Annotated in this window: 23 protein-coding genes; 12 read left to right on the top strand and 11 right to left on the bottom strand. The window is 64.7% G+C overall.

Features of this window, described 5'->3' with window-relative positions; all coding sequences use genetic code 11:
* Nucleotides 1-3: 3 nt before the first annotated feature.
* Nucleotides 4-396: an NUDIX hydrolase gene (locus tag HZZ16_RS24520; protein ID WP_197952438.1), complete on the bottom strand. Its 393-nt coding sequence runs from the start codon at nt 394-396 to the stop codon at nt 4-6.
* Nucleotides 397-540: 144 nt separating this feature from the next.
* The gene (locus tag HZZ16_RS24525; protein ID WP_197952439.1) at nt 541-1,626 is read right to left on the bottom strand and encodes an AI-2E family transporter; all 1,086 of its coding nucleotides are present in this window, start codon (nt 1,624-1,626) and stop codon (nt 541-543) included.
* A gap of 221 nt (nt 1,627-1,847) precedes the next feature.
* Between HZZ16_RS24525 and HZZ16_RS24530 the strand changes: the two genes are divergently transcribed.
* Together HZZ16_RS24530 and HZZ16_RS24535 are read left to right on the top strand one after the other, a co-directional pair.
* Nucleotides 1,848-2,075 (top strand): hypothetical protein, encoded by a 228-nt coding sequence (locus HZZ16_RS24530; protein WP_197952440.1) that lies wholly within the window; start codon nt 1,848-1,850, stop codon nt 2,073-2,075.
* Nucleotides 2,076-2,177: 102 nt separating this feature from the next.
* Nucleotides 2,178-2,480 carry a hypothetical protein gene (locus tag HZZ16_RS24535; protein WP_027575377.1) on the top strand — a complete coding sequence of 101 codons (303 nt, stop codon included), beginning with the start codon at nt 2,178-2,180 and terminating at the stop codon, nt 2,478-2,480.
* A 26-nt stretch (nt 2,481-2,506) separates the two neighbouring features.
* Here the strand turns inward: HZZ16_RS24535 and HZZ16_RS24540 are convergent, their stop codons facing one another.
* Together HZZ16_RS24540 and HZZ16_RS24545 are read right to left on the bottom strand one after the other, a co-directional pair.
* Nucleotides 2,507-2,926 (bottom strand): hypothetical protein, encoded by a 420-nt coding sequence (locus HZZ16_RS24540; protein ID WP_197952441.1) that lies wholly within the window; start codon nt 2,924-2,926, stop codon nt 2,507-2,509.
* 152 nt (nt 2,927-3,078) lie between these two features.
* Nucleotides 3,079-3,294 carry a hypothetical protein gene (locus HZZ16_RS24545; RefSeq protein ID WP_157286042.1) on the bottom strand — a complete coding sequence of 72 codons (216 nt, stop codon included), beginning with the start codon at nt 3,292-3,294 and terminating at the stop codon, nt 3,079-3,081.
* A 363-nt stretch (nt 3,295-3,657) separates the two neighbouring features.
* Here HZZ16_RS24545 and HZZ16_RS24550 point away from each other — a divergent pair, with 363 nt between their 5' ends.
* From HZZ16_RS24550 to HZZ16_RS24560, 3 genes are all read left to right on the top strand, one after another.
* Nucleotides 3,658-4,245: a formyltransferase family protein gene (locus tag HZZ16_RS24550; protein WP_197952442.1), complete on the top strand. Its 588-nt coding sequence runs from the start codon at nt 3,658-3,660 to the stop codon at nt 4,243-4,245.
* A 224-nt stretch (nt 4,246-4,469) separates the two neighbouring features.
* Nucleotides 4,470-4,820: a hypothetical protein gene (locus HZZ16_RS24555; RefSeq protein WP_197952555.1), complete on the top strand. Its 351-nt coding sequence runs from the start codon at nt 4,470-4,472 to the stop codon at nt 4,818-4,820.
* Nucleotides 4,765-5,310: a hypothetical protein gene (locus HZZ16_RS24560; RefSeq protein ID WP_197952443.1), complete on the top strand. Its 546-nt coding sequence runs from the start codon at nt 4,765-4,767 to the stop codon at nt 5,308-5,310. The genes HZZ16_RS24555 and HZZ16_RS24560 overlap by 56 nt, the downstream gene beginning before the upstream one ends.
* A 50-nt stretch (nt 5,311-5,360) precedes the next feature.
* Here HZZ16_RS24560 and HZZ16_RS24565 read toward each other — a convergent pair whose 3' ends face one another.
* A complete protein-coding gene (locus tag HZZ16_RS24565) occupies nt 5,361-5,759 on the bottom strand; it encodes a RidA family protein (protein WP_197952444.1) in 399 nt (132 codons plus the stop codon).
* 152 nt (nt 5,760-5,911) lie between these two features.
* Here HZZ16_RS24565 and HZZ16_RS24570 point away from each other — a divergent pair, with 152 nt between their 5' ends.
* Both HZZ16_RS24570 and HZZ16_RS24575 read left to right on the top strand, forming a co-directional pair.
* Entirely contained in the window at nt 5,912-6,787 is an 876-nt protein-coding gene (locus tag HZZ16_RS24570; protein WP_197952445.1) for a DMT family transporter, read from the top strand.
* A gap of 202 nt (nt 6,788-6,989) precedes the next feature.
* Nucleotides 6,990-8,423 carry a caspase family protein gene (locus tag HZZ16_RS24575; RefSeq protein WP_197952446.1) on the top strand — a complete coding sequence of 478 codons (1,434 nt, stop codon included), beginning with the start codon at nt 6,990-6,992 and terminating at the stop codon, nt 8,421-8,423.
* 242 nt (nt 8,424-8,665) lie between these two features.
* On the opposite strand, the gene HZZ16_RS24580 is transcribed toward HZZ16_RS24575, so the two are convergent.
* Together HZZ16_RS24580 and cysK are read right to left on the bottom strand one after the other, a co-directional pair.
* Nucleotides 8,666-8,905 (bottom strand): BrnA antitoxin family protein, encoded by a 240-nt coding sequence (locus HZZ16_RS24580; protein WP_197952447.1) that lies wholly within the window; start codon nt 8,903-8,905, stop codon nt 8,666-8,668.
* A 3-nt stretch (nt 8,906-8,908) separates the two neighbouring features.
* The gene (cysK, locus tag HZZ16_RS24585) at nt 8,909-9,886 is read right to left on the bottom strand and encodes a cysteine synthase A (protein WP_197952448.1); all 978 of its coding nucleotides are present in this window, start codon (nt 9,884-9,886) and stop codon (nt 8,909-8,911) included.
* Nucleotides 9,887-10,108: 222 nt separating this feature from the next.
* Between cysK and HZZ16_RS24590 the strand changes: the two genes are divergently transcribed.
* Nucleotides 10,109-10,327 (top strand): hypothetical protein, encoded by a 219-nt coding sequence (locus HZZ16_RS24590; protein WP_197952449.1) that lies wholly within the window; start codon nt 10,109-10,111, stop codon nt 10,325-10,327.
* A gap of 15 nt (nt 10,328-10,342) precedes the next feature.
* Here the strand turns inward: HZZ16_RS24590 and tgt are convergent, their stop codons facing one another.
* Nucleotides 10,343-11,488, bottom strand: a complete 1,146-nt coding sequence (tgt, locus tag HZZ16_RS24595) for a tRNA guanosine(34) transglycosylase Tgt (RefSeq protein ID WP_197952450.1) — start codon at nt 11,486-11,488, stop codon at nt 10,343-10,345.
* A gap of 215 nt (nt 11,489-11,703) precedes the next feature.
* Between tgt and HZZ16_RS24600 the strand changes: the two genes are divergently transcribed.
* The 4 genes from HZZ16_RS24600 to HZZ16_RS24615 all read left to right on the top strand — a co-directional run bounded on the left by HZZ16_RS24600 (nt 11,704) and on the right by HZZ16_RS24615 (nt 15,884).
* The gene (locus tag HZZ16_RS24600) at nt 11,704-12,888 is read left to right on the top strand and encodes a patatin-like phospholipase family protein (protein ID WP_246510407.1); all 1,185 of its coding nucleotides are present in this window, start codon (nt 11,704-11,706) and stop codon (nt 12,886-12,888) included.
* A 132-nt stretch (nt 12,889-13,020) separates the two neighbouring features.
* A complete protein-coding gene (locus HZZ16_RS24605) occupies nt 13,021-13,767 on the top strand; it encodes a TetR/AcrR family transcriptional regulator (RefSeq protein ID WP_197952452.1) in 747 nt (248 codons plus the stop codon).
* Nucleotides 13,768-14,019: 252 nt separating this feature from the next.
* A complete protein-coding gene (locus HZZ16_RS24610) occupies nt 14,020-14,622 on the top strand; it encodes a PepSY domain-containing protein (RefSeq protein ID WP_197952453.1) in 603 nt (200 codons plus the stop codon).
* A 224-nt stretch (nt 14,623-14,846) separates the two neighbouring features.
* On the top strand, nt 14,847-15,884 hold the full coding sequence (locus HZZ16_RS24615) for an aspartate-semialdehyde dehydrogenase (protein ID WP_197952454.1): 1,038 nt from the start codon (nt 14,847-14,849) through the stop codon (nt 15,882-15,884).
* A gap of 168 nt (nt 15,885-16,052) precedes the next feature.
* On the opposite strand, the gene queA is transcribed toward HZZ16_RS24615, so the two are convergent.
* The 3 genes from queA to HZZ16_RS24630 form a co-directional block, all read right to left on the bottom strand.
* Nucleotides 16,053-17,126, bottom strand: coding sequence for a tRNA preQ1(34) S-adenosylmethionine ribosyltransferase-isomerase QueA (queA, locus tag HZZ16_RS24620; protein WP_197952455.1), 1,074 nt, complete (start codon nt 17,124-17,126; stop codon nt 16,053-16,055).
* A 179-nt stretch (nt 17,127-17,305) separates the two neighbouring features.
* Nucleotides 17,306-17,770 carry a peptidylprolyl isomerase gene (locus HZZ16_RS24625; protein ID WP_197952456.1) on the bottom strand — a complete coding sequence of 155 codons (465 nt, stop codon included), beginning with the start codon at nt 17,768-17,770 and terminating at the stop codon, nt 17,306-17,308.
* The gene (locus HZZ16_RS24630; protein ID WP_197952457.1) at nt 17,767-18,192 is read right to left on the bottom strand and encodes a UCP034077 family protein; all 426 of its coding nucleotides are present in this window, start codon (nt 18,190-18,192) and stop codon (nt 17,767-17,769) included. Before HZZ16_RS24630 ends, HZZ16_RS24625 begins: the two co-directional genes overlap by 4 nt.
* Nucleotides 18,193-18,196: the final 4 nt, after the last annotated feature.

Below are 18,196 nucleotides of genomic sequence, written 5' to 3' on the forward strand. Positions count from 1 at the left end.
GGCTCAGCTTCGCCGCCGCTTGCGCGGAAACAGGCGGTCGCGGATGTAGCGCGAGGTCGCCGTCAGGCGGATGCCGCGGGGCTTGTGCCAGGCGGCGCGGTCGATCTCCTTCTTGTCGCCGATCGCCAGCCTGCCCTTGGCGGACTTGGCGATGAAGATCGCGTCGCTCATCTTGCGGCCGGAGCGCTTGTTCCTCGCCTTCACTTCCTTCCAGAGGCTGATCCTGCCGAGCTTCAGCTTGGGCAATTCCTCCTTGATCTCCCGCCGCAGGCAATCCTTCTCCGACTCGTGCCCACGCTTGCGGCCGCCAGGAAACATCCACAGGCCGTCCGACCGGCGTCTGACCAACAATACCTTGCCGCGCCTGGCGGCAACTAGCTTGGAAGACTTTGCCATTGGCGCCGTTATCGAAAACAGAATCGGCTCAATGGTAACTTGTCTAGTCGAACAGACAAGTTGGCGGCGCCCCTTGATCACAGGCCGAACCGAACCGATTCCGGTGCGGCATGGCGGGCAGACCGCACGCTGGCCGGCGCGAGATCACCCCTTCGCCGCCTCCGCCCGGTCCTCGGTCCTGATCCAGGCCATCATCATTTCCCAGGCCACCGACAGGATGATCGGTCCAATGAACAGTCCGACGATGCCGTGGGCCAGCGTGCCGCCGATCACGCCGACGAAGATCACGATGGTCGGCGTGGTCAGGCCACGGCCCATGACGAGCGGCTTCAGCATGGTGTCGATGAAGCCGACCAGGACGAAGAACACGGTGAGCAGCAGCGCGGTGGTGACGTCCTTGGCGGTCCAGATCCATATGATCACCGGCAGCAGCACCAGGAAAGCACCGATCTGCACGATCGAGAGCAGCAGGACGATGAAGGCAAGAAGGCCCGCGCTCGGTACCGAGGCGAGCTTGAAGCCGATGCCGGCGAGCAGCGCCTGGACGATCGCCACGCCGATCACGCCCTGCGCCACGGCGCGGATGGTCGCACCGGCGAGCGAGAGGAAATGCTCGCTCTGCTCCGGCACGATCCGAAACAGGAAGCCGCGGCCGGCGGCGACAAGCCGCGGCCCATGCGGAAACAGGAAGCCTGCCACGAACACCGAGACGAGAAACTGGAGCGTGCCGACGCCGGCATCGCCCGCGAACGAGAGCAGGGGGCCGGCCAGCGGCTGGAGATACGGCGCCACCTCGCGCACCGCCGTCCGAACGTTGTTGTAGGCCTGATCCCAGAGCTCGTAGAGCCAGGGGCCGACCAGCGGCCAGGACTTGAGCTGCTCCGGGGCCGATTGCAGCACGAGGTCGCCGGTGCCGAGCTGGTGCGCCAGTTCACGCACGCCGTCCACCGCGCTGATGCCGAGCCAGGTCGCGGGACCGATGACGATACCCAGCGTGATCAGGGTCAGGATTGCTGCTGCGGTTTTGGGCCGTCCGCCCAGGATCTTGGCAACCCAGCTGAACGCCGGATAGAACGCGACCGCCAGCACGCCGCTCCAGGCCAGGATCGGCACGAATGGGCGGATGATCAGGAAGGTCCAGATGATCAGCAGGGCGAGCAGGCCGAGCCGGATCACGAGCTGGATGACGTCCTCTCCCGTCAGCAACTGACGGAGGCTTTTCACGGGCACAGCTTTCCTTGCGGCATGAACGCAACTTCCGCGCTTGCGGGCCCAGCCGTTATTGCCAGCAACGCATCTGGCGTCAAGACGACCGGCTGCCGGATACCGCATCGCCCGCCCCCAACCCGGCTTGGCTAACGCGGGTTAACCGGATTTCCCGGCGCCGGTTTACGCCGCTGCAAACGGTGGTGACTACGCTGCATTGCAGTCACCGAAACGTATTCTGGGCCATGGCCAACAGCATCTGGACGATCGAACAATTCACCTGTGCGAGTTGCGGCATGAACTACACCGCGACTAGAGAGGAGCACAGCGAGGCTCACAGCGGCAGCTTCAAATGCGGCATCTGCAGCGGCGTCGTGCATGCCTGGTCCGGCAAGCACCACTTCTTCGGCTGGCAGGCCGTGAAGACGAGGCCGCCCGTATTCGGGCGGCGCTGGGCCGGCGTCGAATGGTAAGCCGCCTGCGGTGACGCCGGATTCACCGAATTGCGCCGGCGCCGTTTGCATTACGTTCACCGATCGCGGCTAGATCAGGTTGGATCCTCCGCTTCGAGCGCCATGGCCGACCTCAACGCCGTCCTGACCAGGCTCAACGACCGTCTGCTCCGCCTCGAGGGCGAGCTGTTCGTGCTGCGCTCGCTGGCGCGCGCGACATTGACCGCGGGCGACGACCATGCCGCACGTATGCGCAAGCTGGTCGAGGCCGCAAAAGTTGCGCTCGACGACGAGGCCAAGCGCCCTCTCGACAAGCCGACCCGAAAATATGTCGATGCGGCAACCGCACTGGTGGAGGAACTGCTGGTCGAGCCGACGCCGGCGCGGCCGCTGTTCACGGTGATCGACGGCGGCCGGCGCGACTGAGCGCGCCCGCCTCAGCACGGCGATAATTACCGTCCATACAAGCCCGGCGCACGTGCGCCACTCGGGTAGCACTGTCCCTGCGAGTAGTTGTAATCATAGCCGTGCGGACAGAGCCCGCCGCGTCGTCCGTAGTATTGAGGGCGACCGTAAGCGCCGGGCGCGTGCGCATCATTCGGGTAGCACTCGCCTGTCGAGTAATTATAGTCGTAACCGTGCGGGCACAGGCCGCCACGGCGCCCATAGCCCGGACCGGGATCCCGGGCGTAGAAACCCGGCGCGTGATGGTCGTTGGGATAGCAGCGGCCGTTCGAGTGGTTGTAATCGTAGCCGTGCGGACATTGCCCGCCCGGACCGCCCCTGAACTGAACCTGCTCCACCATGGGTGCTGTCGGTGCCGCAGGCACGGTTGCAAACGCAAGCAAGCCGGCCAGCGCAAGCTCGATCATGACGATTCCTCCAAATCACGTGGCAAGCCTATCAGGATTCGCGTCCCACGAAACGACCCGACAATTGAGCCACGGCTGGCCTGAACCCCGCATGAACCGGGCTTGGACTGCGACAATGCGTCAACGCCAAGCCCCACGCACGATGCCGACGTCTAAATCGTGGACTTGTCCGCCTTGAGCCGGCTGAGCCCCGCCTCGATGATCGCGATCTCCTCGTCGATCTGACCAATCGGCAGGCTGAAATCATAGCCGGACCGGCTCTTCAGATCGACCGCGAGCCGCTGCCGGTGCATCATCAGCTCGTCGAGTCCACGGCGGTTCTTCAGACGCACATAGGCGTCGACGATCTGCTCGATCGCGTTCGGCATGAGATCAGTCCCGGCGAAAGGCCCGGCGGGGCGCGCCCACGCCGGCGGACGATTTCGGTGTCGCGGTACGCAATACAAATCCGCGACGAATTCGTCGATAAGCCAAGCTGGTTGAGATCGTGTTACCGTCCGATGACTTCGTGAGGCGTGGCGTGAGAAACCCGACGCTGCGCATACCTTCGCTCCCGAGCCGGTGTCATGCCCGCATGGAAGCACCGCACGGCTCGACTACGCAATCGCAGAGTTCGCGCAAGCGGCGCCTGGCGGATTGTTGATAACCCACGCAAGTGCTGCGCGGGTGGTGACAGGGCGTGCGGACGTGTTATCGGGGGATGACGCAGTTGCGAAACGGATCGGACACTCATGCGCATAACCCTTGTCGGCTCCCGCCATTTCGGCGTGACCACCCTGAACATGCTCCGGGAGCACAGCGTCTCGGTCGTCCGGGTCGTGGTGGCCGACGCCGACGACCGCCTCGCCGCGGCGGCCAAAGCGGCGGGCATCGAGGTGCAGGTGCAAGCCAATCCCAAGCTGGTGGTGGCCTCCGAGATCGCCCCGGACACCGATCTGATCATCACAGCACACAGCCATGCCAGGATCGGCAAGGATGCGCTCGCCGCCGCCAGGTTCGGCGGGATCGGCTATCATCCCTCGCTGCTCCCGCGCCACCGCGGCAAGGCCGCGGTGGAATGGACCATCAAAGAAGGCGACCCGATCGCCGGCGGCACGATCTACCATCTCGCCGACCGCATGGATGCCGGCGCGATCGCCGCCCAGGACTGGTGCTTCGTCAAGAAGGGCGAGACCGCACGAGAGCTTTGGGAGCGCGCGCTGGCGCCGCTCGGGCTCAAGCTGCTGGCCGACGTGATCGATTACGCCAAGGTCCACAAGGCGCTCCCCGCCAAAGCCCAGGACGAGCAGTTCGCGACCTCCGCGCCGAGCCTCTCCTGAGCCAAGCCCCGCTGAGACGCCTTCTGGGCCAAGCCCTTTCCGAGTCGTCCTGACGTTTACCCTTAACGTGAGGCGGCCTTGATTCCGCTTCGGAAATCGGAGCCAACAGCGCAAATAAACCATTGTTCCAACAGGAACAATTTTCGCTTTGGCATCGCAACAAATTTCCGTCACATTTCGTGCGAATAAGCGTCAGCTACTCAGACACATTCAAGGACGAATTCATGCGTTTTGGTCGCATTGCGGTGTTCTGTGCCGCCCCAGTTATCGCTGGCACCCTCGCCGCTCCCGCCTTCGCCCAGAATCCCTATGACGGCAATTGGCAAGTCACCATCGTGACCAAGAGCGGTTCGTGCGAGCCGACCGCAAGCTCCATGCTGACGGTTGCCGACGGCAAGATCACCGCGCCCGGCGCTAACGTTTCCGGCACCATCGGCAGTGGGGGACTTGTGAAAGTTTCGATCAATGGTGCATATGCCAACGGTCAACTCAGCGGCAACGCCGGATCGGGGAAGTGGAATGGAGCATCTGCAGGCATACCGTGCAGCGGGCGGTGGGAAGCATCGCGCCAGTAAACAAATTGAGGCTCGCGCCCGGAAACGGCGGCTGCTGATCGCGGCCGCCGTTTTGTTTGCGGCAGGAATCGCCAATACCCAAAGCAAGGCCCAGTCCGGCCCGTTTGCCCCGCTGGCGGGCACCTGGAGCGGCGGTGGCACGGTCACGCTGGATGATGGTTCGACCGAGCGGATCCGCTGCCGGGCCAAATACGCGCCGATCGGACCGACCATGGAGATGTCGCTGACCTGCGCCAGCGATGCCTACAAATTCAACCTCGGCGCCAACGTGAAGGCCGAAGGCAACGCCATTGCAGGCAGTTGGTCCGAGACCAGCCGCAACATCTCCGGTTCGCTCCAGGGCCGCGGCGGCGGCGGAAACTACGAGCTGGTGGCCTCCGCCGCCGGCTTCAACGCCAACATCTCTCTGAAGACGTCCGGCAACAAGCAAAACGTCACGATGCGCGCGGACAGCCAGTTCCGCGGCGCGCATATCTCGATGTCGAAGTAGGACACCAAGCGATACGACCATCGATCCGGCGGCCCCGCCGGGTCGATTTTTTATGTGCCGGGCACGAACGCCGTGACCTCGATCTCGACCTTGGCGCGCTCGTCCACGAGGCCTCCGATATAGAGCAACGTCGAGGGCGGAAAATGGCGTCCGAGCGTTTCCTTCCAGGCCGCGCCAATGCCGGCACCTGCCGCTTCGTACTCGGCGCGGCTGGTCAGGTACCAGGTCAGGCGGACGATGTGCTCGGGGCCGGCGCTGGCCTCACCCAGCAGCTTGACGATCCGCTTCAGCGCAGTCGCGACCTGGGCTGCCATGTCGGGCGCGTAATTGCCGGCCTCGTCGCCCCCGGTTTGGCCGGCGAGAACCACCCACCGGCCCGGCCCCTCGGCCACGACGCCGTGGGAAAAGCCGCGCGGTTTTTTCCACTCGGCCGGCTGCAAGATGCGCATGGGCAATGTCTCCCGGTTTTTGTCGTTGTTCGTCGATGCCTTAGCATGCCACCCAGCATCGCTGCATCCGCAGATTTGGCCGTTGCAAACGGCGGCAATGTCGCCGATACCGGCCGCCCCTTTCTTAATCCACCCTTCCGCATCCGCCGCAAATGAGCACCACACCGTCGAAAATGATGGCCGCGTTGTGGATGGCCGGCTGGCTGTCGCTGATGCTGGTCATGGCGGTGGCCGGGCGCGAGACCACGCGCGAGCTGAATGTTTTTCAGATCATGGAAGTGAGGTCGCTGGTCGGCTTCGTCTTGCTCTCACCGATCATCTACCGCGCCGGCGGCTGGAGGGTGCTCAAGACATCGCGCCTGCCGCAGCATGTCGGCCGCAACCTGGTGCACTATGTTGCCCAGCTCGGCTGGTTCTTTGCGCTTACGCTGATCCCGATCGGCCAGGTGGTGGCGATCGAATTCACCATGCCGATCTGGACGGCCGTCCTCGCGGCGAGCTTCCTGTCCGAGCGGATGACGCCATGGAAGATCGCCGCCATCGTGCTCGGCCTCGTCGGCGTTATCGTCATTGTCCGCCCCTCGACCGGGGAGATCAATCCGGGGCAGCTCATCGCCCTTGGCGCCGCCATAGGATTCGGCGTCTCGATGGCGCTGGTCAAATCGCTGACTCGCACCGAGAGCGCGCTCTCGATCCTGTTCTGGATGCTGGTGGTGCAGTCGGTCGCCGGTTTCGTTCCGACGCTGTTCGTCTGGACTTGGCCGTCGCTCTATGTCTGGGCCTGGGTCGGCGTGATCGCCGTCTGCGGCACGTTCTCACATTATTGCCTTGCCAGCGCGATGCGCTATGCCGATGCGACGATCGTGGTTCCGATGGACTTCCTGCGCGTTCCGCTGACCGCAGCTGCCGGCTGGCTGTTGTATTCCGAGCGGCTCGACGCCTGGACCGTGCTCGGTGCCGCGCTGATCCTGTTCGGCAATTTACTCAACTTGAAGCCGGCGTCGCCGGTTCCCGCCCAGGCACGGTGAACCTCGTGCCGGCCTCGCGCGACAAAACTAAGTGGCCGTGTGATTTGGATCACGTTGGAGCGACACTCCATCGTGCACATTCGGCCACACAGCAGCGGGTTGAACGTAACGGACTGCCGTTTTGGTGGCGCGAAGTCGGGCACTTCGTGTAGGTTCGTTGCCGATTTGTTGCTGCCTGCAATTCGATTCTGGGGATTTCAGAATGCGCTATCTCACCCTCCTCGCTTCGCTGATGTGCATGGCGCTGTCGATCAGTGCCGCCAAGGCTGACCGCCGCGTCGCCTTCGTCGTCGGCAACGGCTCCTACAAGAACGTCGCGCAATTGCCGAACCCGCCGATCGACGCCAAGGCGATGGCGGCCACGCTGCGCAATGTCGGCTTTGAGGTGATCGAAGGCTCCAATCTCAGCCGCGACCAGATGACCGAGAAGCTGCTCGATTTCGGCCGCAAGGCGCAGGGCTCCGATATCGCGCTGTTCTATTATGCCGGCCACGGCATCGCCGTCAGCGGCACCAATTACCTGCTGCCCGTCGACGCCGACATCAAGTCGGAGATGGACGTCAAGCTGGGCGCCGCCATCAACATCGACCTGACTCTCGAGCAGACCATGGGCGATGCCAAGGTCAAGCTCGTCTTCCTCGACGCCTGCCGCGACAATCCGTTCGCCGCCAAGATCAAGTCGAATTCGGCGACCCGCAGCGTCAACGTCCAGAGCGGCCTCGCCGAAATGAAGTCCGGCGAAGGCACGCTGATCGCGTTCGCCACCGGCCCGGGCCAGACCGCGCTCGATGGTCAGGAGGGCAACAACAGCCCGTTCACGCGTGCGTTGATCGACAACATCACCAAGCCTGGCGTCGAGATCCAGCAGGCGATGACGGCAGTGCGCGCTCAGGTCAATGAAGAGACGCGCAAGGGCCAGCTGCCCTGGGGTCACACCAACCTGACCGGCTCCGTCTATCTCAATCAGGCTCCGGCCACCCAGGTCGCCGCCGCGGCCCCGACCGCGACCGGCATCGTGCCGGCGGCAACCGGAAGCTCGGACGGTGTCGAGCTCGAATACTGGCGCTCGGTCAAGGAGTCCAACAAGCCCGAGGAGCTCAACGCCTACCTCACCGCTTACCCGAACGGCCAGTTCAAGGCGCTGGCGCTGGCACGGCTTGCGGCGATCAAGAGCGGCCCCTCGACCGCGACCCGCACGCTCAACGCCGGCGTCGACCCTGCGACCTTTACCGATGAGGCGACCCAAGTCACCGAGGACCAGATCGGCCTCGACAAGAACAAACGCCGCGACGTACAGCGCCGCCTCACTGCGCTCGGCTTCGACACCAAGCAGACCGGTACGTTCGACGACGAGACGCGCTCGGTGCTCAAGCGCTGGCAAACGGCGCGCGGCTATCCCTCCTCAGGCTACCTGAACAAGCACCAGCACAAGGCCCTGCTCTCGGAAATCGTGGCTGCCCCGGCGACGGCGAGCGACACCAGTCAGAAGCCGGCTCGGCGCGCCGCTACCGCCCCGGCTCAGAGCAGCGCACCGGCGCCGGCTCCCCAGCCACGCAGCAATCCCGGCGATGCGGCCGGCGCGGCCTTCGTCGGCGGCGTCGTCGGCGGCATGATGGGCGGCATGTTCCGCCGCTGAGAGCAAGGCGGATCCCAGACGACAAAAGGCCCGGCTCGCGCCGGGCTTTTTCGTTGGTGTGGACAGTGTGCAGCATATTCCGTCATTGCGAGCGCAGCGAAGCAATCCAGAATCTTTCCGCGGAACAAGCCTGGATTGCTTCGTCGCAAGAGCTCCTCGCAATGACGAGGATAGGGATGCGCGCCAAGCGGATGTCACAGTCTGCGGAGAGACGCCGCTGCTCCGACGTGTCGGGGCGGAGCCTACTTCCCCGCCGCCTTGCGCAGCGCCTCGTTGATGCGATCCTGCCAGCCGGGGCCGCCCTCCTGGAAGAATTCCAGCACGTCCTGATCGATGCGCAGCGTGACCTGCTCCTTGATGCCGGGCACGGCGTTTTGCTTAGGGGGCGCCGCGGCGACCTTGGTCGTCACCTTCTTGAACGCCGCCTCGGCTTCCGTCCTGGCATCGCCCAGCGTGCGCGGTCGTCTCGGTTGATCCGCCATGTCCTAGATTCCCTCGAACAGAGCCGTCGAAAGATACCGCTCGGAGAAGGACGGCACGACGGCCAGGATGGTCTTCCCGGAAGCTTCCGGCCGCTTGCCGATCTCGAGCGCGGCGGCGATGGCAGCGCCCGAGGAGATGCCGCCCGGAATGCCCTCATGCCGCGCCAGCGCGCGCGAGGTCTCGATTGCCGTGGTCGAGTTGATTTTCAGGATCTCATCGATCACGGAGCGGTCGAGGATGTCGGGGACGAAACCGGCACCGATGCCTTGGATCTTGTGCGGGGTATGCTGTCCTCCCGACAGAACCGGGCTCTCCTCCGGCTCGACCGCGACCACACGTAAGCCCGGCTTGCGCGGCTTGAGCACCTGGCCGACGCCGGTGATCGTGCCGCCGGTGCCGACGCCGGCCACGAAGAAGTCGATGCTGCCGCCGGTGTCCTTCCAGATTTCCTCCGCGGTGGTGCGGCGGTGCACCTCGGGATTGGCGAGGTTCTTGAACTGCTGCGGCATCACCGAATTCGGCGTCGTCTTCAAAAGCTCCTCGGCGGCCGCGATTGCGCCCTTCATGCCCTGCGCCGCCGGCGTCAGCACCAGCTCGGCGCCGAGAAAGGCCAGCATCTTGCGTCGCTCAATCGACATCGACTCCGGCATCACCAGCTTGAGCCGGTAGCCGCGCGAGGCCGCCACGAAGGCGAGAGCAATGCCGGTATTGCCGGAGGTCGGCTCGATCAGCACCGTGCCGGGCTTGACGATGCCCGCCTTCTCCATCGCGATGATCATGGCCGCACCGATGCGGTCTTTGACGCTTGCGGCAGGATTGAAATATTCAAGTTTCGCCAAAATGGTCGCGTTCACGTCGTGCATGCCGGGCAGCCGGCGCAAGCGCACGATGGGCGTGTTGCCGAAGGCATCGACGATCGAGTCATAGATCCGGCCGCGGCCGGGATGGTGCGCTGCACCCGTGTCGGACGATGCGTCCATGATGAACTCCCTGTGGCGACGATCTGCACCTCTGTCGCGGCCTTGCGCAGTTACGGACAGCTTGCGGCGACACGCAAGCGGCAATGCAGCACATGTTAAATACGCTGCATCGCAAAATCGCGTGAGCTTTAATTAGCAGAAAACCAACGCATTTGTGTTGCGACCTCGTCAACTGATTCTGCTTATGTTAGACTTAGGTCTCAAAGCAGGGAGGTCACCACGATGTCAGCGGTTGCTGAAGTGATGTCGACCGTAGTGCTAAGACGTGATCCGCGTTGCAGCGAGTTGCCGACCTGTCCCGTCTGCGCCGACTCCATGGTCGCCGCCGAAGCTTCCGCTTACGTCTCGGACCACATGATCAGCTACCTCTGGACCTGCGATAATTGCGGCTATGGCTTCGTGACCAAGCACGCCGTGAAGCGGCGGCTCGTGTGCAATTGAGTTTGTACCGTTGATCTAGCGCGGGGCGATATCGCCCCTCGCCCAGTCCGCGCGCGTCCGCTGATAGAACTCCTCGAAATTTCCCTGTGCGACCGCGTCCCTGATGCCCTGCATCAGGGACTGATAGTAGGCGACATTGATCTCGGACAGCAGCATCGCGCCCAGCGTCTCGCCCGCCTTGACGAGATGATGGAGATAGGCGCGCGCGCAGTTCCGCGTCGACGGCCATGAGCTCTCTTCATCGAGCGGGCGTGGATCGTCGGCATGGCGGGCGTTGCGCAAATTGACCTGGCCGTAGCGCGTGAAGGCGACACCGTGCCGGCCGTTGCGCGTGGGCATCACGCAGTCGAACATGTCGATGCCGCGCTTCACCGCTTCGAGGATGTCGTCTGGCGTGCCGACGCCCATGAGATAGCGTGGCCGTTCCTTCGGCAGCAGCGGGGCGGTCTCGTCGATCATCGCCAGCATCACCGCCTGCGGTTCGCCGACGGCGAGCCCGCCGATCGCATAGCCATGGAAGCCGATCCCGACCAGACCTTGCGCACTCGCATGACGCAGCTGCGGCACGTCGCCGCCCTGCACGATGCCGAACAGCATGTAGCCATCCGGGGCGCTCCCGAAGGCGCGCTTGCTTCTCTCGGCCCAGCGCAGCGACAATTGCATCGCGCGCTCGATGTCGGCGCGGTCAGCGGGCAGCCGCACGCATTCGTCCATCTGCATGGCTATGTCGGAGCCGAGCAAACGCTGCACCTCGATCGACCGCTCCGGCGACAGCTCGACCTTGGCGCCATCGATGTGCGAGCGGAACGTGACGGCGTGCTCGCTGACCTTGCGCAAATCCGCCAGCGACATCACCTGGAAGCCGCCGGAATCGGTCAGCATCGCTCCGTTCCAGCCTGTGAACTTCTGCAAGCCGCCAAGCGCCGCGATCCGCTCGGCGGTCGGACGCAACATCAGATGATAGGTGTTGCCGAGCACGATATCGACGCCGGCATCGCGCACTTCGCGCCAGTGCATGCCCTTCATGGCACCGGCGGTGCCGACCGGCATGAAGGCCGGCGTGCGCACAATGCCGTGCGGGGTGGTCAACCGCCCGGCGCGCGCGGCCCCGTCGGTGGCAAGCAACTCAAAGTGATTGGGAAGGTCATTGTCGCGATTCATGCGGTGCTTATTGCGTGTCGGAGCAGACCGATCAACCCGCCGATCGCGCTCGGGCCGGTTTGTGCGCCAGACTGGGACACCGACCAAACACGAGGATTGAGTGTCGCGCCCTTGTCAAACAAAACGATACAGTGTAGTTTTATCTTGGGGGCTGGACGAGAATGCCGCGGCGAACTTGCCGGCGGCGGTAGATGCGTGATCGCCAGCCACCGACAATGCCGTACCCTTCGTGTTCGACCGACGCTTCCGTCTCCTCGCGCGACCGGATCAGGCAGACTGGCGTCGGCCTGATCGGATCGGTGGTCCTGATCTGCAGCCTGGCGCTCGGCGCCTGCACCGCCCTGCCCCGCACACCCTACACGGCCACTGAGGCCAGCGTCTCGCGCGTGCTGGATATCGACGGGCTCAGGCGCTACGCCGACGAGCCGGTCACCAAGTTCAGCTTCGAGAAGGACACCAGCACTGCGGCGAAAACCTATCTGGCGCTCTCCGGCGGCTGTGCTGACGGTGCATATGGCGTCGGCGTGCTCAACGGCTGGACCGCGGCCCGAACCCGCCCCACCTTCTCGGTCGTCTCGGGCGTCAGCACCGGCGGCCTGATCGCGCCGTTCGCATTTCTCGGACCGCAATATGACGACACGCTGAAGGAGGTCTACACCAGCGGTATCGCCGAAAGCCTCCTGAACGATCCCAGCATCATGCGCGTGCTGTTCGGATCCGGCCTGTTCGGCAACACCAGGCTGCGCGAGCTCGTCGCACGCTATGTCGGGCTCGAGATCATGGCGCAGGTCGCGCGCGAGCACGCCAAGGGCCGCAAACTGCTGGTGGTGACGACCGACCTCGACACGCAGCGCACAGCGATCTGGGACATGGGCAGGATTGCCGCGGTCGGAACGCCCGAGGCTCTCAAGCTGTTTCGCGACGTGATGGCGGCATCCGCCAGCATTCCCCTGGTGTTTCCGCCCATCATGATCGATGCCGAAGGCGGGGGCCGCAAGTTTCAGGAGATGCATGTCGATGGCGGCGTGACCGCGCCGGTGCTGACCTTGCCGGAAGCTCTGTTGTTCCAGAGCGGCCGTCTGCCCGGCAATGCGAAGATGGACATCTACATCCTTGTCAACAAGAAGATCGAACGCAACTTCGAGCTCGTCTCCAACGGCACCATCGACGTTGCCTCGCGCAGCCTGTCGGCGATCACGCAATCGCAGACGCGCTCGATCATCTTCTCGACCTACGATTTCGCCAAGCGCAACCGACTGGGCTTCCATCTCTCCTACATCGCGCGCGACTATCCGGCGCCGCCTTCGGAAGGGTTCGACACTGGCTATATGCGGGCGCTCTACCAGTACGGCTACGAGAAGGCTGCATCCGGCCAAGCCTGGACCTCGGCGCTGCCTTAGGCGGCACAAGGAACGGGGTCGTATCGAGACCGTTGACGATATGGCCCTTTCGGCCAGAATCGCGATGACGCCCCGGTTGCTGCGCGTTATAGAGCAAGGACGACCGTCAGAAACGCGCAGGAATCATTGGGCATGGGATTGACTGCGACCAGGACAAGACCGGCAGCGCCACGGCGTGAGGTGCCGAAATCGCGCGGCGGCCGGCCGACGAAGAGCGCCGCGATCGAGCGCGATCAGCGGCTGATCGAGGTCGCCACCCGCCTGTTCCTTGATCGCGGCTTCGATGCGACCTCGCTCGATGCGGTTGCGGAAGCTGCGCGGGTCAGCAAGCCCACCGTCTATTCCCGCTACGGCGACAAGCGCGGCCTGTTCGCGGCCGTGCTGAGGCGCGAGATCGAGCGCTGGCTTGCACCGCTGTCGGCGGCGGCGGAGACGCAGCTCTCCAGCGCCTCGAACATTTCGGTCGAGCAGCGGCTGGTCGAGATCGGACGCGAGATGCTGACCTTCACCTGCGGCCCCGATGCCGTCGCCTTCAGCCGCATGATGACGGCGCAGGCCATCAACTTCCCCGACGTCGCCAAGCTCGGCAAGGAGGAAGGCTGGCTCAAGGCCGTCGCCACCACGGCGCGCTTCTTCGACCATCTCGCGGCGCAAGGCGCGCTCGACGTCGACGACACCACCATCGCAGCCGAGGTGTTCCTCGACGTCGTCGTCGGTCACACGCACCGCATGGCCACGTTCGGAACGGCGCTGGAGCCGAAGGCCGCGGAGAAGCGCATGCGCGCGGCGATCAAGCTGTTCCTGGCCGGCGCGCTCGGGCCTGCCGACCGCGTTCAGGACGCCGCGAAACTCACGTCGCGGCGCCGCCCCTCCCGCTGACAATTCCGTGAGCCTGCGCACTTTCCGGTGGGGGCGACGGTGCGGTGTCATTGACCAAAACAAAACGATACGGTATGGTTTTATTACAGTCGGTTCGGGCCGCTTTTTCACCAGCCCCACAGAGGTCCGGACCCGCTTCGATCGCCGCGGCGGGTACAACCTGTCGCGGCGCTCCGCGGCCGGCCGATGCCCAAGGCCGGCGGCGAATTGTTTACGATCATCCGGCACACTCGCTGGCCGAGGGTTTCGAGCATGACGACTGCCAAACGATGGACCTCGCACCTGCTTGCGATCGCATTGCCCGCGCTGCTCATCGCCGCGCCGGCACAGGCCATCGTGACCACGAGCACCCCGACCGCGCTTCACAGCGACACAGATGGTGATGCCGAAGCGGACCGCCAGGCAGTCAGCCGCGAAATAGAACGATTCCGCAGCTCGTCGATCACGATCAGCCAGGCCATGGCGATTGCCGAAGCCCGCCATGCCGGCGCCACCACCGCCGATGTGAGCTTCGACGGCGGTTCGGGCGTGCCGGTCTACCGGGTGAAGACCCTGCACAACGACCGGATCTGGCGCCACACCATCAATGCTTCGACCGGCGAACTGGTTGGCGGGGAAGCCGCCCTACCCCTCACCGAGCTCGACCGTGAGGACCGCAGCAACCTCGCAGCGCTGGGTGCGATCAGGCACCGTCTCTCCGATGCCGTGCGCGTCGCCGAGCGCGCCGCCGCGGGCAAGGCCATCAGCGGCGGGCTGGTCCGCGAACGCGGCCGGCTGAACTTCTCGATCGTCGTCGTCAGCGGCGACGACCTCAAGGAGGTCACCCTGGAGCCGCCGGGCGCCAGGGTGAAATAGCGGCTGGCCTCCCCCCGGCATCGTCCGGGCCGAAAAGCCATTGACGGGGGCAAGACTCTCCCGCATAAGTCGCCGCCATGTTCACGACCACCAAACGCACGACCAAAACCACGGCCGAAGGGGCCCGGGGAGGCGTGCGCGCGTAGGTCGTCGACTTAAACGCATCAGCTCTACGGCAAGCCCCGCCCTCGATGGTCCGGGGCTTTTTTGTTGTCTAGAACTCAATGGAGGACAAAGTGAGTAACGATCCCGTCGTCGCGATTGTCGGCGTCACCGGTGCGGTGGGCGCCGAATTCATCGCCACCATGGACAAGCGTGGTTTCCGCGTCGGCAAGCTCAAGGCACTGGCGAGCGCCCGCTCGGCCGGCAAGACGGTGTCGTTCCGCGGGCAGAACGTGGTCATCGAGGAATTGACTGAGCGCTCCTTCGACGGCGTCGACATCGCGCTGTTCTCGGCCGGCGGCAGCATCTCCAAGAAGTATGCGCCGATCGCAGTCAAAGCCGGTGCCGTCGTGGTCGACAACTCCTCTGCCTTCCGCATGGACCCCAACGTGCCGCTGGTGATCCCCGAGATCAACGCGAGCCGCATCCGTGACCACAAGGGCATCATCGCCAACCCGAACTGCGCCGCGATCACCGCGCTGGTGCCGTTGTGGCCGATCCACCAGAAGAACCGCATCAAGCGCGTGATCATCTCGACCTATCAGGCGGCTAGCGGCGCCGGCGCCGCCGCGATGGAGGAGCTCGTCGAGTCCACCCGCGCCAATCTCAATGGGCAGGTCTATACGCCCAAGGTGATGCCGCACCCCTACGCCTTCAACCTGTTCAACCACAACACCGCCGTCGATCCCGAGACCGGCTACAACGACGAAGAGACCAAGGTCATCAAGGAGACCCGCAAGATCTTCGAAGACGAGTCGATTGCCGTCGGCGTCACCTGCGTGCGCGTGCCGGTGCTGCGCGCCCATTGCGAAGCCATCACTTTCGAATGCGAGAAGCCGATCAGCGAGGACCAGGTCCGTGCCATCATGGCGCAGGCGCCCGGCGTGAAGGTGGTCGACGACCGCGCCAAGAACTACTTCCCGATGCCGATCGACGCCTCGGGCCAGGACGACGTCCTGGTCGGTCGCATCCGCAAGGATCTCAGCGATCCCACCGGCCATTCGATCTCGATGTTCGTCGCGGCGGATCAGTTGCTCAAGGGCGCGGCGCTCAACGCGGTGCAGATCGCGGAGCTGTTGCCGCAGCGGGTGATGGCGTAACACATCTTCGGCCCGTCATCCTGAGGTGCGAGCCGTGCAGCGCAAGGCGCTGCACGGAGAGCCTCGAAGGATGCACGGCCGAAATCTAGCAGCGGGGCCGTCACCCTTCGAGGCTCGCCGAAGAGGCGAGCACCTTCAGGGTGACGGTGATAGAGCTGGGCTTGCCGTTTAAAGCGCCGCCCGAAACAGCAAACACGCATCGCCGTACGAGTAGAACCGATAGCCCTGCGCGATCGCGTGCGCATAGGCCTGCTTCATCGTCTCGAGCCCGGAGAACGCCGACACCAGCATGAACAGCGTCGACTTCGGCAGGTGGAAATTCGTCATCAGAATATCGACCGCGCGGAAGCGATAGCCGGGCGTGATGAAGATCGACGTCTCGGCCGCGAATGGCTGGATCGTGCCGTCCTCGCGCGCGGCGCTTTCGAGCAGCCGCAATGACGTGGTGCCGACGGCAACGATGCGGCCGCCGTTCCTGCGCGCAGCGCTGAGCCGCTCCGCCGTCTCGGCCGAGATCGTGCCCCACTCGGCGTGCATCTTGTGGGCTTCGGTGTCGTCGACCTTCACCGGCAGGAACGTCCCTGCCCCGACATGCAGCGTCACGCGGTTGATGCTGACGCCGCGCGCGTGCAGCGCCTGCTCCAGCGCCGGGGTGAAATGCAGGCCCGCGGTCGGCGCCGCAACTGCGCCTTCATTCGCCGCGAACATGGTCTGGTAATCCGCAAGATCCTGATCGTCGGGCGTGCGCTTTGAGGCGATGTAGGGCGGAAGCGGCGGGCTGCCGAGATCGGCGATGGCTTGGTCCAACGCCGGGCCGTGGAACGAAAACGACAGCGTGACCTCGCCCTCGGTGCCCTTGGCCTCGACCTCGGCGTCGAGGTGACCAAGCAGGCAGACCTTGCCCTCGTTGCCGAAGCGGATACGGTCGCCGGGGGCGAGCTTCTTGGCCGGCTTCACCAGCGCCTGCCAGCGCGAGCCGTCGAGACGCTTGATCAGGGTCGCCTCGATCTTCGGCTCGGTCTCGCGGCCGATGCGGCGGCCCTTCAACTGCGCCGCGATCACCTTGGTGTCGTTGACGACGAGTTGGTCACCCGGCCTTAGCCATTGCGGCAGGTTGGAAATGATCTGGTCGCGCAGCGCGCCATTCTCGACGACCAGCATCCGCGCGGAATCGCGCGGGCTCGCCGGGCGCAGTGCGATGCGCTCGGGCGGCAGATCGAAATCGAAGAGATCGGTGCGCATGTCGGACTCAGCGCCGCACAGTCAGACCCTCATGGTGAGCAGGTGCCACCGGGTCCGCGCGAAGCGCGGCCCGATGACAGGCTTCGCGCCGTCTCGAACCATGAAGGCCGAACTGCAGCAGCGGGGCCTTCATCCTTCGAGACGCGCGTTCCGCGCTCCTCAGGATGAGGGTCGCGTACTTATTCCTTGTCCGCGGCCATCCGCGCCTTGACGATTTTGTCCGGGTTCTGCACCGGCTCGCCGCGCTTGATCTTGTCGACATTCTCCATGCCCTCGGTGACCTTGCCCCACACCGTGTACTGGTTGTCGAGGAAGCGGGCGTCGTCGAAGCAGATGAAGAACTGGCTGTCGCCGGAATCGGGATTGGCGGCGCGGGCCATCGAGGCGGTGCCGCGCACGTGCGGCTCCTTGTTGAACTCGGCCTTCAGCTTCTTGCCGGAGCCGCCGGTGCCGGTGCCGTGCGGGCAGCCGGTCTGCGCCATGAAGCCCTCGATCACGCGGTGAAACACGATGCCGTCGTAGAAGCCCTCGCGCACCAGCTCCTTGATGCGGGCGACGTGGTTCGGGGCGAGATCGGGCCGCATCTCGATGGTGACGGGGCCCTGCGTGGTCTCGAGGATCAGGGTGTTTTCGGTGTCGCTCATGCTCGTCTCTCTTGCGTTGGGGGTGAAGTCTTGTCGGGTGACGTGTCGCGGTTGCGGAACGGGATTGCGAATGGACGTCCCGCCGCGGCGCCGGCCATTGCATCGGTAAATGGCACTGGCGTGCAGCGTTGCAACGCCTCCATCACCGCGATCCGGTATTGCAGCCGGTCATTGTCGGAGGCCTCCGCGGATTCATAGGTAATCCTCGGATGGCCCAGAATGTTTCCGGCCCGGTTAAAGCTCACGACGACGGTGATGTCGAGTGGGCGCGCCCTGGCCGGCGACGGCGGTCTCCAGCAGGTGCGCAGGTGCCGGAAGATGTCCTGGATCGTATTGACCTCTGCGGCCTCCACGGCCGCCTGGGAGGTGCCGAGCAGCAGCACCGCGGCAACCAGCACGAGCTTGCCACCACGGCGCGCCATGGCC

Origin of the sequence: Bradyrhizobium glycinis (assembly GCF_016031655.1) — a bacterium.
In the GTDB taxonomy this organism is placed as follows: domain Bacteria; phylum Pseudomonadota; class Alphaproteobacteria; order Rhizobiales; family Xanthobacteraceae; genus Bradyrhizobium; species Bradyrhizobium glycinis.